Source organism: Pauljensenia sp. 20925_1_27, assembly GCF_041432835.1.
GTDB lineage: Bacteria > Actinomycetota > Actinomycetes > Actinomycetales > Actinomycetaceae > Pauljensenia.
Genome location: NZ_JAPWAH010000002.1, coordinates 142,501 through 158,517, shown reverse-complemented (window position 1 = coordinate 158,517; position 16,017 = coordinate 142,501). Strand labels below are relative to the sequence as shown.

Annotated in this window: 13 protein-coding genes; 9 read left to right on the top strand and 4 right to left on the bottom strand. The window is 64.3% G+C overall.

Going from position 1 to position 16,017, the window contains the following annotated elements; translation table 11 throughout:
• Positions 1 to 128 precede the first annotated feature (128 nt).
• Complete coding sequence (pgi, locus tag O3684_RS02240) at positions 129 to 1,808, top strand: glucose-6-phosphate isomerase (RefSeq protein WP_500064841.1); 1,680 nt, start codon at positions 129 to 131, stop codon at positions 1,806 to 1,808.
• A gap of 192 nt (positions 1,809 to 2,000) precedes the next feature.
• Here the strand turns inward: pgi and O3684_RS02235 are convergent, their stop codons facing one another.
• On the bottom strand, positions 2,001 to 3,032 hold the full coding sequence (locus tag O3684_RS02235) for a cation diffusion facilitator family transporter (RefSeq protein ID WP_500064839.1): 1,032 nt from the start codon (positions 3,030 to 3,032) through the stop codon (positions 2,001 to 2,003).
• A gap of 202 nt (positions 3,033 to 3,234) precedes the next feature.
• Between O3684_RS02235 and O3684_RS02230 the strand changes: the two genes are divergently transcribed.
• Positions 3,235 to 4,224: a malate dehydrogenase gene (locus O3684_RS02230; protein ID WP_009057671.1), complete on the top strand. Its 990-nt coding sequence runs from the start codon at positions 3,235 to 3,237 to the stop codon at positions 4,222 to 4,224.
• Between the two features lie 786 nt (positions 4,225 to 5,010).
• On the opposite strand, the gene O3684_RS02225 is transcribed toward O3684_RS02230, so the two are convergent.
• Positions 5,011 to 5,532 carry a GNAT family N-acetyltransferase gene (locus tag O3684_RS02225; protein WP_500064837.1) on the bottom strand — a complete coding sequence of 174 codons (522 nt, stop codon included), beginning with the start codon at positions 5,530 to 5,532 and terminating at the stop codon, positions 5,011 to 5,013.
• Between the two features lie 254 nt (positions 5,533 to 5,786).
• On the bottom strand, positions 5,787 to 7,325 hold the full coding sequence (locus O3684_RS02220) for a hypothetical protein (protein ID WP_500064836.1): 1,539 nt from the start codon (positions 7,323 to 7,325) through the stop codon (positions 5,787 to 5,789).
• Between the two features lie 495 nt (positions 7,326 to 7,820).
• Here O3684_RS02220 and purU point away from each other — a divergent pair, with 495 nt between their 5' ends.
• The 7 genes from purU to O3684_RS02185 all read left to right on the top strand — a co-directional run bounded on the left by purU (position 7,821) and on the right by O3684_RS02185 (position 15,407).
• On the top strand, positions 7,821 to 8,675 hold the full coding sequence (gene purU / locus O3684_RS02215; RefSeq protein WP_500064835.1) for a formyltetrahydrofolate deformylase: 855 nt from the start codon (positions 7,821 to 7,823) through the stop codon (positions 8,673 to 8,675).
• A gap of 270 nt (positions 8,676 to 8,945) precedes the next feature.
• Positions 8,946 to 9,443, top strand: a complete 498-nt coding sequence (locus O3684_RS02210; RefSeq protein ID WP_500063401.1) for an FAD synthase family protein — start codon at positions 8,946 to 8,948, stop codon at positions 9,441 to 9,443.
• Positions 9,440 to 10,246 (top strand): CDP-alcohol phosphatidyltransferase family protein, encoded by an 807-nt coding sequence (locus O3684_RS02205; protein WP_500063400.1) that lies wholly within the window; start codon positions 9,440 to 9,442, stop codon positions 10,244 to 10,246. The genes O3684_RS02210 and O3684_RS02205 overlap by 4 nt, the downstream gene beginning before the upstream one ends.
• Positions 10,239 to 11,147 (top strand): glycosyltransferase family 2 protein, encoded by a 909-nt coding sequence (locus O3684_RS02200; RefSeq protein WP_500064834.1) that lies wholly within the window; start codon positions 10,239 to 10,241, stop codon positions 11,145 to 11,147. Before O3684_RS02205 ends, O3684_RS02200 begins: the two co-directional genes overlap by 8 nt.
• Entirely contained in the window at positions 11,144 to 12,553 is a 1,410-nt protein-coding gene (locus O3684_RS02195) for a YveK family protein (RefSeq protein WP_500064831.1), read from the top strand. The genes O3684_RS02200 and O3684_RS02195 overlap by 4 nt, the downstream gene beginning before the upstream one ends.
• Positions 12,550 to 13,893, top strand: a complete 1,344-nt coding sequence (locus tag O3684_RS02190) for a glycosyltransferase family 2 protein (protein WP_500064830.1) — start codon at positions 12,550 to 12,552, stop codon at positions 13,891 to 13,893. The genes O3684_RS02195 and O3684_RS02190 overlap by 4 nt, the downstream gene beginning before the upstream one ends.
• Positions 13,890 to 15,407 carry an O-antigen ligase family protein gene (locus tag O3684_RS02185; protein ID WP_500064829.1) on the top strand — a complete coding sequence of 506 codons (1,518 nt, stop codon included), beginning with the start codon at positions 13,890 to 13,892 and terminating at the stop codon, positions 15,405 to 15,407. The genes O3684_RS02190 and O3684_RS02185 overlap by 4 nt, the downstream gene beginning before the upstream one ends.
• On the opposite strand, the gene O3684_RS02180 is transcribed toward O3684_RS02185, so the two are convergent.
• A complete protein-coding gene (locus O3684_RS02180; RefSeq protein ID WP_500064827.1) occupies positions 15,328 to 15,981 on the bottom strand; it encodes a hypothetical protein in 654 nt (217 codons plus the stop codon). The genes O3684_RS02185 and O3684_RS02180 overlap by 80 nt on opposite strands.
• Positions 15,982 to 16,017: the final 36 nt, after the last annotated feature.

The following is a 16,017-nucleotide window of genomic DNA, read 5'->3' as shown; positions in this document are numbered from 1 at the left end:
GAGGCCGTGGCTCCGTGAGCGCTCGCGGGCCACGGCCTCGTCGTTTCAGGAGAGCGAAGCGGGGGTGACCAGGGGCCAAGTCCCCGCTAAACTAAAGTGCGAACCTATCTCTACTGTCAGGAGACCCCATGAGTGATATCCCCGTGATCGACCCGACGATGACCCCCGCGTGGGACACGCTCGACCAGCTGGCCGACAACTTTGAACCCGATCTGCGCAAGCTTTTCGCGGATGACCCCAACCGCACCCAGACCTTCACCTTCGACGCGGCCGACCTGCACGTCGACCTGTCGAAGAACCTCGTGTGTCCCACGCTGGTGGGCCACCTCCTCGCCCTCGCCGAGCAGACGGGCGTCCTGGAGCTGCGCGACCGCATGTTCGCGGGTGAGCACATCAACGTCACCGAGGACCGCGCCGTCCTGCACACCGCGCTGCGCCGCCCCGCGACCGACTCCCTGACGGTTGACGGCCAGGACGTGATCGCCGACGTGCACGAGGTGCTGGAGAAGGTCTACGCCTTCGCCCGCCGCGTCCGCTCCGGCGAGTGGGTGGGCATCACCGGCAAGCCCGTCAAGACCGTCGTCAACGTCGGCATCGGCGGCTCCGACCTGGGCCCCGTCATGGCGTACGAGGCCCTCAGGCCCTACGTGCAGGAGGGCCTGGAGTGCCGCTTCATCTCCAACATTGACCCCACCGACGCGGGTGAGACCACGAAGGACCTGGACCCCGAGACGACCCTCGTGATCGTGGCCTCCAAGACCTTCACGACGCTCGAGACCATCACGAACGCCAAGGTCGTGCGCGCCTGGCTGCTGGACGGTCTGCGTGAGCGCGGCATCGTCACCGACGAGGCCTCCGAGAAGGAGGCGATCGCCAAGCACTTCGTCGCCGTGTCCACCGCCCTGGACAAGGTCGCCGAGTTCGGCATCGACCCCGCCAACGCCTTCGGCTTCTGGAGCTGGGTGGGCGGCCGCTACTCCGTGGATTCCGCCGTCGGCACCTCCCTGGCCGTCGCGATCGGCCCCGAGGGCTTCGCCGACTTCCTCGCCGGCTTTAACGCGATGGACCGTCACTTCGCCGAGACCGCGCCCGAGAAGAACGTGCCCCTCCTCATGGGCCTGCTCAACGTGTGGTACTCGAACTTCCTGGGGGCCGACACGCACGCCGTCCTGCCCTACTCCCAGTACCTGCACCGCTTCCCCGCGTACCTGCAGCAGCTGACCATGGAGTCCAACGGCAAGTCCGTGCGCCGCGACGGCAGCCCCGTCACCTACGAGACCGGCGAGGTCTTCTGGGGCGAGCCCGGCACCAACGGCCAGCATGCCTTCTACCAGCTGATCCACCAGGGCACCCGCATGGTCCCCGCCGACTTCATCGCGTTTGCGAACCCGACGTGGGCGCTGGGCGACGGCGACGCCGACATGCACGAGCTGTTCCTGTCGAACTTCTTCGCGCAGACCAAGGCCCTGGCTTTCGGTAAGACCAGCGAGGAGGTGCGCGCCGAGGGCACGCCCGAGGCCATCGTCTCCGCCCGCGTGTTCACCGGCAACCGTCCCACGACGTCGATCATGGCCCCCGCCCTGAGCCCGTCGGTCCTGGGTCAGCTGATCGCCCTGTACGAGCACATCACCTTCGTGGAGGGTGCCGTGTGGGGTATCGACTCCTTCGACCAGTGGGGCGTTGAGCTGGGCAAGGTCCTGGCCAAGCAGATCCTTCCCGCCATCGAGGGCTCGTCCGAGGCCTTGGACGCGCAGGATCAGTCCACCCGCGCTCTCATCGAGTACTACCGCGCGAACCGCACGAAGTAGTCTCATCTGAGCTGAGCTCGGGGGCCGCGCCGGCTGGCGTGGCCCCCGACGTGTATCTGGGGGAGGCGGTGGGAGCGCGAAGCTCCCGCCGCCTCGCTGTTTGTGGGGGAGGCGTGGTGAGACGGTGGGAGCATGACATTCCCGCCGCCGCGCTGTCCGTCGGTTGGCTTCGGTGAGGCGGGCTCGCCGCGGTTAGTGCTCGATGTGCTCGTGGCGTGCGTGCTCGGGGCATTCGAGCTGGAACGTGGAGTGGGCAATGGGGAAGTGGTGGCACGCGCATTCGCCGAGCTCGTGGACGATGCGGTCGCGCGAAGGCCCGTCGGCCTCGTGCATGACGGTCACGTGCGCCGTGACGGTCACCAGGTGTGAGGACACGGCGGCCACGTGCAGGTCGTGCACGTCGAGGACGCCGTCGACGCCCATCATGTGCGAGCGCAGCTTGGTGACATCGACGCTGGCGGGGGTCTGTTCCATGAGGATCGCGAGGGAGCGCTTCAGGAGAGAAAGCGCGCGTGGAGCCATGAGGACCGCGATGAGCAGCGACGCGATCGCGTCCGCGCGCGCCCACCCGAATGCCCACTCTGCGCCTGCCGCCAGGATCACCGCGAAGGATCCGAGCGCGTCGTTCGCGACCTCCAGGAACGCGGCCTTCATGTTGAGGTTCGCGTCGCGCCCGCCCGCCAGGATCGCCAGAGAGACGACGTTCGCGAGCAGGCCGATGACGCCGACGAGAAGCATCGGGCCGGCCTCGACGGGCGGGGGAGAGACAAGGCGCCAGGCTGCCTCCCACGCGACCATCACGCTGATAATGAGGAGCATGCCGGCTTGCAGTGCGGCGGCCAGGACCTCGGAACGCGCCCACCCCCACGTGTGCTTCTCGTCGCGCGGAAGGCGCGTCAGGCGAGCCGCGATGAGGGCGACGACCAAGCCGGACGCGTCGACAACCATGTGTCCCGCGTCCGCCGCCAGCGACAAGGACCCAGACCAGAAGGCGCCGAGCAGCTCCGCGATGACGACGGCCCCCGTCACCGCAAGCGCCCACCCCAAGCGCTTGGCCGAGGCCCCCGCGTGGGAGTGATCGTGGCCGTGGCCGCCATGCCCGCCGCCCGCGAAGTGCGCGTGCTCGTGGGAGTGAGCCACGGCCTCGTCAATATGGGACGAGGCAGGGGCTGATTCCCGGGATGGTGGGTGCTCGTGTGGGGCAGTCGGGTTGCTGTCGGACATACGCCCTACTTTACGGCGGGGTGGTATGAGTGCGGGAGAGCCTAGCATGCCGTGTATGTCGCAGATCACTGTTCGGCTGTCTTGTCTTGGGACTGGGTGCCCGGGTCGAACTGTGACCGACGACGTATCCTAGGATGCAGAGCGCGGGGAACACCGCGACTGAAGGGCACACGCCCACAGGAACTGTAAAGGAGCGCCAATCATGGCAGAACCTCGTATCGTCACCGTCACTGGCGCAGCCGGCAACATCGGCTACGCCCTCCTGTTCCGCATTGCTTCCGGCCAGCTGTTCGGCCCGGACGTGCCCGTCAAGCTGAACCTGCTGGAGATCCCCCAGGCCGTCAAGGCCGCCGAGGGCACCGCCATGGAGCTCGACGACTGCGCGTTCCCGACCCTGGCCGGCGTCGAAATCTTCGACGATGTCAACCGCGCATTCCAGGGCACCAACGTCGCATACCTGGTGGGCGCTATGCCGCGCCGCAAGGGCATGGAGCGCGCCGACCTGCTCGAAGCCAACGCGGGCATCTTCGGCCCCCAGGGCAAGGCCATCAACGACGGCGCCGCCGATGACGTGCGCGTCCTCGTCGTGGGCAACCCCGCGAATACCAACGCCACCATCGCCCAGAACGCTGCGCCGGACGTCCCCGCGTCGCGCTTCACCGCGATGATGCGCCTCGACCACAACCGTGCGATCGCGCAGCTCGCCCACAAGACCGGCGCCGCGAACGCCGACATCAAGGACGTCGTCGTGTGGGGTAACCACTCGGCCGACCAGTACCCGGACGTCTCCTTCGCGAAGGTTGCCGGCAAGCCCGCGACCGAGCTCGTGGACGAAGAGTGGCTGTCCAGCTACTACCGTCCCACCGTCGCCAAGCGTGGTGCGGCCATCATCGAGGCGCGCGGCGCCTCCTCGGCCGCCTCCGCCGCGAACGCTGCGATCGACCACATGTACTCCTGGATCCACGGCACCCCCGAGGGCGAGTGGGTCACCGCCGGTGTCATGTCCGACGGCACGCACTACGGCGTCCCCGCCGGCCTGAACTTCGGCTTCCCCGTCACCTCCGACGGTGGCGAGTGGCAGGTCGTCGACGGCCTCGAGATCTCCGACGCGACCCGCGCCGGAATCGACCACAACATCAAGGCCCTGCAGGAAGAGTACGACGCCGTCAAGGCGCTCGGCTTCATCAAGTGAGGCTACCGCCCTCGTGGCGGTTGGTGGGAAGGGCGCGCGCCCGGCTGATTGGCCGGGCGCGCGCCCGCGTGTATGGGGGGTTCGTCTGTGAGCGTGCGCGCCGTGGTGCTCCGGCGGCGCGCGGCAGACCCACATCATGGAGCAATTCACTAGGTGTGGCAGCAGTGCACTAGATAGCGAGGCGTTGCACTGCTTATTACCTAGTGCAATGCTTCGCTAAGTGGTGCAATGCTACTGAGCAACAAGCCTGCATGCGGCAAGATCTGCTCGATGGCTGCCCCAACAGGATTCCAGCCGAGCCATGCCGGGCAGCCCTGCACCAGTTAGGGAGCATTACACCAGTTAGGGAGCATTGCACTAGCTCCGAGCTGGTGTAATACCCCGCTAAGTGGTGTTACACCACTTAGGAACAAGTGTGATTGCGGTCGGATGCCTGCCGTGCATCGGTGAGTGGCATCGTGAGTGGCCTCGTGCCGGTGTGCGGCGCCTGCCCTAGTCGTGGTGTCTGCGCTCCGGTGGTGTGCTTCCGCGATCGTGTTTGTTGCGATGAGATCGTGCACCTCATCAGTGACGATACACCCGCTCTGATCGGGTGTAATGCCCACTGATCGGGTGTAATGCTCCATAACGGGTGCAGCTCCACAAAAGTCGCATGCAATTCCCCCACCAGTATTTCAGATTTTGAAACCGAAACGTTGAAATCATGCGGTTTCTGAGGCGTCGTGGACCAGTGTCTGTAGGGAATTGCATGCGAGATTGTTGGGTAAGTACTTAAGGATGAGAAGCCTAGCGTGTCGTGGGGCTAGCCGGGGCGCCGCCGTCTAGTGGTTCCTTGAGCCAGTCGTAGGCGACGCGCTGCGTGCCGTTGGCAACGGTGATTGTGCCGCACTTGCGGAATCCAAACGATTCAAGTGCGCGCCGCATCGGCGCATTGTCCTCGTGTGTGTCGCAGCGCAGATAGTCCGCGTGCTCGGCCGCAAAGCTGAAAATCGCCCGAGCAATGCCTCGTCCGCGCACCGCAGCGACTCGGTGAATCACGTGGTACTCGGCATCAGAACGCCAGACGCCATCGATCTGGGCGTAGGTTTCGTCTGGCCCAGGAACAAAAGAAAAGATGGCTACAGGCCCCTCGTCGTCAGCCACGATGTAGGCATGCCCTTGTTCGAGGTCTGCCCGGACGATGTCCATGCTCGGATAACCGTCGGGCCACTGGGTGGTGTTCCCGTTCGCCCGCATGAACGCCCGGGCATGGTTATACGCGCCCGCAATGAACTCGAGGTTGTCAGGGGACGCAATTCGAATCTGCATGCCTAATTGTATAACTGTGGAGCGACTATAACAAATAGAATGCTATTGTATACATCTGACGTGAAGATGGAAGTTTCGTTAGCTCATTCGGTGTATGGTATTGCCTACCTGTGTTTAGTATGTTTGCTAGTGGCGAATGCTATTCGTGTAACGCGTCAGCAGCTAAGTATCTGTGTGAAGATTGAAATAATGGCTAGAGTTCTGGGGTGAGTGAGAGTGGGTGGGGTTCCCTGGTGTCAATATGCTAAGGGTTTCTACTCTTCAATATCATCATATTGATCCTTGATGTTTCCTCCGGTCCGCCATTCGAAGTCGGGTTGATTAGGTTCGGTTCGTTCAGTGAAATGGATTGGTTCAGGGTTGTTTATGTCAAGCGTGTAATCTAGGATGTTGACCTTGTCTAGATTGTTCTTTCTTGAAATTCTATTTTGCCTAAAGTCGATGAGTGTGTCAATGCTAAGTTCTGTTGCTTTTGTGACTGTGACAGGGATGGTCTTTGGTGGAGATATAAGAGTGTTCTGATGAAGTAGTATGTGCTTGTGTTGTTTCGAGGGTGCTCTGGTGGGAGTGAATGAGTTTTCTGCATCTTCGAATTTAATTTCAATGAAATTATTGATGATGCATTCATTGATGCGAATTTGAGATTCTGGATTTTCTGAGCTGATCTCAATGTCTGAGAACTTGCACTTTGTGATGGTTAGATCCTGTGGTGTACTGTATGTGGGATCTGTTTCGGCGTGTGCGTAAATATAGAGTTTCGGTTGCGGAAGATAAGTGCTTCTCTTTCGCGTTGCGCTGTTATCTTTCGTGAAAAATAAGCATTCATTGAAGCGTATTGCTGGATAGGGTGTATTTTGCTTGAAGTTACTAAGGTCTATAGAAAGTGCGCGTCTATTGATCTTGATTATGGAGTTGTTAAATGATATGGAGGGTGCGTAGGTGGGCAAGTCGTCTATGCTTATTATGCAGGCTGAATATCTGCCGGAAACACTTAGGTAGCTGTAAAATTGAGCTGTCTCCCAATAGATTTGTAGTAAAGTTGAGTCGGATATGTTAAATGGCTTCAAAAACTTTGTGGAGTTGAAGATTAATGGTGTGCTAGTGTTGATATTTGAAATATTGATTGGTGTTATCATTGTAATTTCGCTCAAATTTATAACATATTGCGACCAGTCGGCATGATTGTCTGAGCGATCTTGCATATTTATGCGAATTATGATGGTGTTGATTATAGTTCTCTGAAGTTCAGCATGTTCCTCGTGATTGCCTTCCTCTGTTTTGTTCAATCCCTCGTGCCGAAGTTGAAGGCACAGTGTGTCGATGATGTGGCGCTGTAGCTGTTGTTTTTCAGTGTCGTTGAGAAGGGAGCTATGGGCTGCAGAATCTGCCAGTTCTGCGAGTAGAGCAACTGCGCTGAGTCGTAGACCAGGATTCTTCGATCCGAGGAGCTGGTAAATCTGTTCGCGGCGCTTCCAATATTCGTTGCGTTCGATTGTCGCCTGTTCTTGCTTCTCTTTGACCACGTTATCGTGGCTTCTCTGCTGCCAGGCTGAGAATGCGAGGCCTGCGCCAGTAATCGTCATGCAGAGTTTCATCGCTTTGGATGACGGCCAATGAGGTTGGCCTCCCCAGATGATCGCGAAGATGAGACTCGGGCCAAATAGGATGGCTGCTACGAGCAGTGGAGTCCACCAGTGCATCAGCCAGTCGGGCATGGGAGTGAGACCTCTTCTCTTGCGCTGTTTCGTAGACGCGCTGCTGGTGTCCTTGTGGTCATCGTCGGCGGGGACCATGATGGCTCCTTTGCTCTGGTTCACTGCTTTGCATCGTAGCAGCCTGTCCAGGGGGAACGGTTCTGCTCTGCTAGTCAAACCAGCTTTGGTGTCAAGTGGATGCTCATGCAGGTTCCTGGTCTTGCCGTTCTGTAGCGTGGAGTGCGACATTAGGGCCCAAAAGGTGGTGCCTTTGGCCCGTTAACTGGAGAGTTAACCCGCTTGGTGGCAGTACTGGCGGCGCGCCCAGGCCGCCACCTACGGGGTTAACGTGCGTATTGAGGGGTTCAAGCCGCCACCCATCGGGCTGAGAAGTCCATACTGAGCCGATGTGCGTGGGCTACAAGCGTGAAACATGCGTGAAACCGTGGCGCTGCCCGCTCAGGCGACCACCCTGCCCGCAATGACGCAACCTCGCCCCGCTGCGAAACCTCCCCGCCCCGCAACCCCGTGGCGTCCCCCGCAAACCCTGCCCCGGCCTCGTTCGTGGGTATGAACCTGGCTAGACTGGCTCCCATGACTGAAAACGCGCAGCTTGTTGTGACCCTGTCCTGCCCGGACCGCCCCGGCATCGTGCATGCCGTGACCGGCGTGATCGGTGAGTCCGGCGGCAACGTTATCCAGTCCCAGCAGTTCGGCGATCCCGACACGGGCACATTCTTCATGCGCGTCGAGGTCGACTCGCCGCGGGGCCGCGCGCCCATCGACGAGGGTCTGGCCGCCGTCGCCGAAGAATTTAACGCCACCTACCGCGTCGACGACCTGGGCCGCAAGCTGCGCACCATCATTATGGTGTCGCGCGAGGGGCACTGCCTGACCGACCTCCTGTACCGCCAGCAAACCCAGGGCCTGCCCATCGACGTCATCGCGGTCGTCGGCAATCACCCGGACCTGGCACCCGTCGCCCAGTTCTACGGCGTCCCCTTCCTGAACATCCCCGTCACGAAGGACACGAAGGCCCAGGCGGAGCGCCAGCTCCTCGACCTGATCGCTTCCGAAAAGGTGGAGCTCGTCGTCCTGGCCCGCTACATGCAGATCCTCTCCGGCGAGGTGTGCCGCGCCATGCAGGGCCGCGTCATCAACATTCACCACTCGTTCCTGCCGTCCTTTAAGGGCGCGCGCCCCTACGCGCAGGCTCACGATCGCGGCGTCAAGCTCATCGGTGCGACCGCCCATTACGTGACCGCCGACCTGGACGAGGGTCCGATCATCGAGCAGGACGTCACCCGCGTCTCTCACGCCGATTCGACGCCGGACATGGTGGCCCTCGGACAGGACGTGGAGCGCCGCGTCCTCGCCCAGGCCGTCCGCTTCCACGCGGAGCGCCGCGTCCTCATGAACGGCAACCGAACGGTCGTCTTCTCCCGCTGAGTCCCTCTCGTGCGCGCAGCAACGAGGCAGGGGCTCGGCAGGTGCGCGGGCTGAGCCTGACCGCCCGCCTGTCGCCTGGATCGCGTGACACCCCGCTGGCGTGTCGCACCCTGTAACAAGACAACATGCGGCCATCTGGTCATATTTGCGCGCCAAAACGGCCTCGCGTGGACTCTCTTGTCACTTGGTGGGGAACGCTCAGACGTGATCTTTCGGTCATTTAGCGGGTAAGTGTCGCATTGACCGCCTGATAAATGGCACACTTATTACGTGGACGAAACGACTCAGCATCGCACCCCCATCACCGGCTACGTGCCCGGGGGTTTTGACATGTTCCATCAGGGACACCTCAACATCCTGCGCGCCGCGCGTGAGCGCTGCGATCGCCTTGTCGTCGGCGTGACCTCGGACGAGGCCCTCATCCGCATGAAGGGCCGCGCCCCCGTCATCCCGCTCAAGGAGCGTTGCGACCTCGTGTCGTCGCTGCGTTTCGTGGACGCGGTTGTCGTTGACCTGGACCAGGACAAGCGCCTCGCTTGGCGCCTCCAGCCTTTCGACGTCCTCTTCAAGGGTGACGACTGGAAGGGCACCCCGAAGGGCGCTCAGCTTGAGGCCGAAATGGCCGAGGTGGGCGCGCGCGTCGTCTACCTGCCGTACACGCCGTCGACGTCGTCGACGAAGCTGCGCCGCTTCATCGCGCCCGAGGACTTCTCTGACGAGGCCCCGGTGCAGGATGCGGATAAGGCGCCGGAAGGAGAGCAGCAGTGAGTCTGCCCGTCGTGCTTGAGCCGGGTTCCTCCTGGGGGACTCGATTTAGTGCGTATCGAAGCGCGCTCGCCGCCGCCCAGAAGCCGGGCGCGGGCGTTCCCGCGTACATGCGCTGGGTCAACCGCGGTGCGGCGCGGGTCGTGGCCGCCGCGTGCGCGGCTTTCGGCTGGACCCCGAACTTCGTCAGTTTCATCTCCGTGTGCTTCTCGACGGTGGGCCTTATCGTTCTCGTCGCGCTTGAGCCCGCGTGGTGGACGGGCCTCATCGTGGGTACGGCCCTCGCGGTCGGCTTCATGTTCGACTCCGCGGACGGCCAGGTCTCGCGCGTCACGGGTGCGTCCTCGAAGACGGGGGAGTGGGTGGATCACGTCGCCGACGCGTTCCGTTCCCCGGCGATCCACTTCTGCACCGCCGCCGCGGTCATGATCTACCGTCCCGAGTCGTGGTGGCTGGCCGTCGTCGCACTCGTCTACGGCTGGGTGACGTCGGGTCAGTTCATGAGCCAGATCCTCGCCGAGCAGTTTGTGCGCGCGGCGGGCCGCAAGCAGACGCGCGGCGGGAACCTGCGTTCCTTCGTGCTGCTGCCCACCGACCCGGGTGTGCTGTGCTGGTCCTTCGCGGCGTGGGGCTTCGGCGTGCCTTTCATGGTGCTCTACACGTTCCTCGCCGTCATCGCGGTCGCGCACTCCTCGATCTCGTTGCGTCGTCGTTTCCGCGACCTGCGTGCCCTGGACGCGGCCGCCAAGCAGGAGGCCAAGCAGAACGCCCAACAGGCCGCCAAGCAGGGGGAGTCCCGTGCCTGAGCTGTCCGTCCTGCTACCCGCGCGCAACGCCGCGGGTACGATCACGCGCGCCGTGGCCTCGACCCTGGCTGCTATGCCCCGCGACGCGGAGCTGGTCGTCGGCAATGACTCGTCGTCGGATTCGACGGTCTGCGAGGCCATCCGCGGCGCGTCGCGCAGGGGAGTGGTCGATCCGCGCCTGCGCATCGAGGACATCACGCCGGGCGAGGGGGGCGTGTCCCGCGTCCTCACCCAGCTCATGGACCGCACCGACTCCCGCCTCGTCGGCCGCATGGACGCCGACGACGTGTCCCTCAAGGGCCGCTTCAAGCGCACGACGGCCGCCATCGAGCGCGGTGACGACATGGTCTTCACGCAGATGATCGAGCTGCGCGGCTCCCGCCCGGTTCCGCGCATGCCCTACGAGATCACGCCCGAGGACATGGGCTGGCACCTGCTGCTCACCAACCCCGTGTGCCACCCGACCATGCTGGCCACCCGCGAGATCATGGACCGCGTGGGCGGCTACCGCTCGGTTCCCGCCGAGGACTACGACCTGTGGATGCGCGTCGCGTCTGCGGGCGGTCGCATCCGCCGCATTGCGCCCTGGGGTCTGCTCTACCGCATCCACCCAGGCCAGGTCACGGGAAACGCCTCGTGGCGCTCGGATTCGTGGAAGAACCCCGAGCAGGCGCAGGCCTTCGCCGACCTGTCGCGGTCTCTGACGGGCCAGGAGCTGCCGCGCCTGGTCTCGCTCGTTTCGCTTCCTCGCGAACAGGCCGAGCGTGAGCTCGACCGATTCGTGCAGGTCTACACTCAGGGGGTCGCGTCTCGACCCGCACAGTCCCGCCGCGCTCTGGAGCGCAGGCTGAATGCGCGCGCCGCGTGGGTGCGCTCTCACCTCCAAGGAGAACAGTCATGATCCTTACCCCTCCGCCTACGGGCGGCCAGCAGATCCTCCGTCACGCCCTGGCGCGCCGCTGGAGGTCGATTGCTGCGGGGACCGCGGCTGGTTTGGTTCTCGGCGTCGCCGCTGCCTTCGGCATTCCCTCAACGCACACGGCGACGGTGTCGATGACCGTTACCTCTCCGACCATCACTCCTGCCCCCGCCGTGCGCGCCTCCCTGTCGAATACGACGGACATGGTCACCGAGCAGGGCATCGCGAAGTCTGCGACGGTCCTGGATGCGGCGGCTGAGAAGCTCGGCGGCGGCGTGACCGCTTCCGAGCTGCGCTCCAACATGGACGTGTCGGGCGACACGAATGGCACGATCGTGAAGATCGAGTATTCGGCACCGACCCGCGCCGAGGCCGTCGCGGCCGCGGACGCGATCGCCGAGTTCTACCTGCAGCAGCGCACAGCCCTCGTCGAGCAGCGCGCCGACGAGATGGCCGCCGCCGCGAACGAGGACATCGCCGCCCTGGAGGCCGAGCTGGGGACCCTGCAGCCCACCGTCGACGAGGACGGCAAGGTGACGGAGGACCCGCGCGCCGACGAGGTGACGAAGGAGATCAACAAGCTCAAGGAGCAGGTCGCCCAGCTGGAGCCGTACCACGCCAGCGCCGGCCTCGTGATTACGAGCGCTGACGCCTCGAGCGACACGGTGGAGCCCTCCAAGGCTCGCCTCATCCTGATTTTCACCGTCGTCGGCGTCTTCGCCGGCCTCGTGCTGGTGCTCCTGCGCGAGACGCGCGCCCGCTCGCTGGCCTCGCCCACGCAGCTGGCCGACCTGACGGCTCTGCCCGTGTGGAGCGCCGAGGAGGGCACGCCTGAGCCGTGGCTCGCCCCCACCCGCATGCTTGCGATGGCGATCGACCGTGACCACTGGGTCGACCTGATCGTCGACGCGTCTGACCCGCAGGCGCGTGACCTGCACCGCGTCCTGTCCGCCTCGCTGGCCGAGACCCGCGTGCCCGCGCCGCGCCTCATCGACATTAAGCAGCCGCTGGCCTCTCTGCTGGACGAGGTCCGCCCCTCTCGCCACGTGCTCGTCGCCGTGCGCAAGGGTCATGACCTCAAGGATCTGCACGCCCTCCTCGACGAGCTGGCCATCATCAACCGCGAGGTGAACGGCATGATCTACCTGGGTGACCAGGTGGTCGCGTCCACCGGCTCCGCTCCCGCGGCTCCCGCTCGCCCGGCCGAGGTCATCGTCCCCGTGGACCAGGCTGTGACTGAGACCGTCAACCGGGCTCCGGCTCGGGAAGCCGCCGACTCCGAGAAGGCATCCGCCGCGTCCGCTCCGACTAAGGAAACGGAAGACACCGCCGAGTCCAAGAAGTCGAGCAACAAGGGCAAGACCTCCTCGAAGAAGGGGACAAAGTGAGCGCCGAGGAGACCACCGTGGCCGACGCAAAGGCGGCCTCCATCTGGCATGTCGACCGCACGGCGCGCGTCTCCCAGCTGATTTCGGGCGACCCGTCGGATCCTCGAGCGCTCGTGCTCGTGCGCGATAACGGCCGCAACTCCGCGTTTGTGGAGATTGACGGCACGGACCATCCGGAGACCGATCCGCGTGTGCTCGAGGTCGAAGCGGCTCCCGCTCGCGGCTGGGAAGAGGGCGCGGGTGCGGACGTGGATGCGACCGTCGTTATGTGCACGGTCGGCTCGTGCGACATGCTCGAGGACGCGGTGCGCGCCATCCTCGCGCAGGATCATCAGCGTTTCACGCTGGTTGTTGTCGATAATGCGCCGGAGACGGGCCTGACTCGCGAGAAGCTCGCGGGCATCGAGGACACGCGCCTGACCATCGCGTCGGCGTCGCGTCCCGGCCTGTCGCGCGCCCGCAACCGCGGCGTGCTCGCGGCTCGCGGCGAGGTCATTGTGTTCACGGATGATGACGCGATCGTCGACCCGCATTGGCTGACCGCCATGATCGACCCGTTTACGGCCTCGCCGTACGTGGCCGCGACGACGGGCATTGCCCTGCCCCTGGAGCAGCGTTACGCGCCCCAGCGGTGGTTTGAGTCGCGCGGCGGCTTCCCCAAGGACATGTCCCCGCGCGTGTGGTGCGTCGGCGATATTCCCGAGGGCCTGGAGGTCCTGGGCGAGAAGGGCGACGGTGGTCCGCTGTTCCCGATCACGACCGCCCGCGTGGGAGCTGGCGTGTGCATGGCGATGCGCCGCGACGTCCTCATGGAGGTCGGCCCCTTCGACCCGGCTCTGGGCGCTGGCACCTCGACGCGCGGCGGCGAGGACCTCGACATGTTCGCGCGCATCCTGGCCACGGGCGACGTCATCGTCCATACGCCCGACGCGCTCGTGCACCATCGCCACCGCGTCGACGAGGCCGGCCTGGATAAGCAGATCCGAGGCAACGGCTCCGGTATGGCTGCTCTCCTGACGAAGGCGATCATCGCGAAGCCTTCCGTGCTCGGCACCCTGGCGACCCGCGTACCCGGCATTCTCAACCGCATTAAGCCCGGAGGAGCCCGCGTCGCCGGCACCGACGAGGACGTGCCCCGCTCGCTCACCGCCTCCGAAATTAAGGGCTTCCTCGAGGGACCCTTCCTGTACCTGTCCTCGCGCAACCGCAACAAGCTCGTCGCCCCGCGTCAAGCCCAGCAGGCAAGCGCGCAGGGCGGCGCAACCCCGTCGAACAGCGCTGAGGAGGCCCAGGCCTCGTCCGCGACCGAGACGACCGGCGAAGGGAACGGACACGCGTGAGCCCGCGTCGAGGACTCTGGGCCAAACCCGCCCCCGCCCGCATCGGGCCGCTGAGAGAGGACGCGCAGGACCTACCTGCGTGGCCCTTCGTCGTGGCCTATTCGGCGTATTTCCTGTGGTGGGTGCTCGGCTCCGGTGACCTGATGTGGCCGCTGTTCGCGACCGTCATGCTCGTGTTCATGATCGGTCGTCACGGCCTGCGCTTCCCGCCCGGAACCATCCTGTGGGTGTTTTTCCTGGCGTGGGTGCTCGCCTCGATGACGATGCTGGACACGGGCGGGCGCGTCATCGGCGCGTTCTACCGTTTCTTGCTGGAGCTGTCGCCCGGTGTCTTCGCGGTATACGCGTTCAACGCGCGCAAGTCCCTGAGCGTGCGCACGATCGTCGGCACGATGTGGGGCTTCCTGGCCTCGACCACCATTGGCGGCTTCATCGCCATGGCGGCTCCGACGCTGCGCTTCAAGACGCTCATGTACTACCTGGTGCCGCGTGCCTTGCACTCCAACGACTTCGTCAAGGAGTTCACGAAGCGCGCGACCACCCAGTGGAACCCGTCGTCGTGGATCCTGTCCGACCCGCGCCCGTCGGCGCCCTTCATCTATTCCAATACCTACGGCAACGTCTATTCGCTGATCTTCCCGCTCGCGCTCATTTTCGCCTACGTGCTGTGGCGTGAGCGCAACAAGTGGCGTTTCATCGTGGCCGCCGTGTGTGCCCTGTCGATCATCCCGGCCGCGGCGACGCTCAACCGCGGCATGTACATCGGTCTCATTGTCATCGTCGTGTGGGTGGGTTTCCAGCGCCTGCGCGCGGGTGCCTGGCGGACCGTCCTGGGCATTATCGCGGCGATCGGCGTGGGCGTGGGCGCGTGGCTGGCGACCCCGGCCTCGCAGTCGCTCCTCGAGCGCGTCGCGGCCTCCTCCTCGACGGAGGACCGCGCCTCCAACTACCTGGAGACCCTGTACGAGCTCCAGCAGTCCCCGCTCCTGGGTTTCGGTGCCCCGCGCCCGTCGGCCTCGCCCTGGCTGCCCTCCCTGGGCACGCAGGGACAGTTCTGGACGGTTATCTTCTCCTACGGCCTGGTCGGCCTGGCCCTGTTCCTCGCCTTCTTCGGGCGCATGGTCCCGCGCATCTGGCGCGCCACGGACGTGTACGGCTCAATCCTGGGCGGCATCATCCTGGCGACGCTGGTCGAGCAGTTCTACTACGGCATGAACACGGGTCTCATGATCTCCGTCGTGGCGGTCGCGCTCCTGTCGCGTCACCTGGAGGAGGAAAACGACCCGATCAAGCGCGCCCAGGCCGAACGCGAGGGCGTCGTGAGCACCGGCGGCGTCGCGGGAACCGTCCGCGCCGAGCGCGCCGTGCGCATGGGGCAATGGACAAGCCCCGCCGCGAACGACGGGGCTTTTGCCACTGCGATGCTTGAGCGACTCAACAAGTCGGATCGTCGGGGAACGAGAAGCCGGACAGCTTCCACGCGCCGCCGTCGTTCACAAACTCAAAATAGGTGAGGGCGCGGGTCATGGTCGTGTCGTCCGTCAGCGTAGTGCCCGCGTCGTTGAGGACGCGAACGTTAGAGGAGTCGACGCACGCCGAGACCGTAATGTTTCCCGCCCCGTCATCGCTGATGATGTGGACGTCCTCAAGGGTGGGCGTTCCCGTGGCGTGGGTGCCGTCCCTGGTCCACTCGAGGGCCTGCGCGTCGAACTCCTCCAGCGCGGAAGCGGTGAGCACGGAGGAGAGGTCGGTGGCGCGCGCCTGCGCGGGATCCGCGTACGCGTCCCACAGGGTGTTCATGACGAAGCTGGCCTGTCCGGCGGCCTCAGAATCCGTGGCCAGCGAGCCGGACACGTTGGCCGGGCCGCCCGACTGCGGGGCGATGGTCTTGGGAACGGACTGCGGAATGTCGGACTGTGCCCCGTCGTCGGGGCTTTGCGCGCCGGAGGCAGCGGAGGCCGCCGCGTCGGTGTCGGACGAATCCGTCAGGCGCACAAAGCCGACGATGACGAGCGCGATGATCAGCGCGATGGCGGCTGCCAGCAGAATCTTCTTGCGCGCAGGGGAGAGCGAGTTGATGAAGTCCATGTCTATCCCATCGGTAGGTTATAGAGAAAGGCTACC

Coding starts and splice junctions, on each gene's coding strand:
- O3684_RS02230 (WP_009057671.1), top strand. CDS start 3,235: ATGGCAGAACCTCGTATCGTCACCGTCACTGGCGCAGCCGGCAACATC.
- purU (WP_500064835.1), top strand. CDS start 7,821: ATGACTGAAAACGCGCAGCTTGTTGTGACCCTGTCCTGCCCGGACCGC.
- pgi (WP_500064841.1), top strand. CDS start 129: ATGAGTGATATCCCCGTGATCGACCCGACGATGACCCCCGCGTGGGAC.
- O3684_RS02195 (WP_500064831.1), top strand. CDS start 11,144: ATGATCCTTACCCCTCCGCCTACGGGCGGCCAGCAGATCCTCCGTCAC.
- O3684_RS02180 (WP_500064827.1), bottom strand. CDS start 15,981: ATGGACTTCATCAACTCGCTCTCCCCTGCGCGCAAGAAGATTCTGCTG.
- O3684_RS02225 (WP_500064837.1), bottom strand. CDS start 5,532: ATGCAGATTCGAATTGCGTCCCCTGACAACCTCGAGTTCATTGCGGGC.
- O3684_RS02235 (WP_500064839.1), bottom strand. CDS start 3,032: ATGTCCGACAGCAACCCGACTGCCCCACACGAGCACCCACCATCCCGG.
- O3684_RS02220 (WP_500064836.1), bottom strand. CDS start 7,325: ATGGTCCCCGCCGACGATGACCACAAGGACACCAGCAGCGCGTCTACG.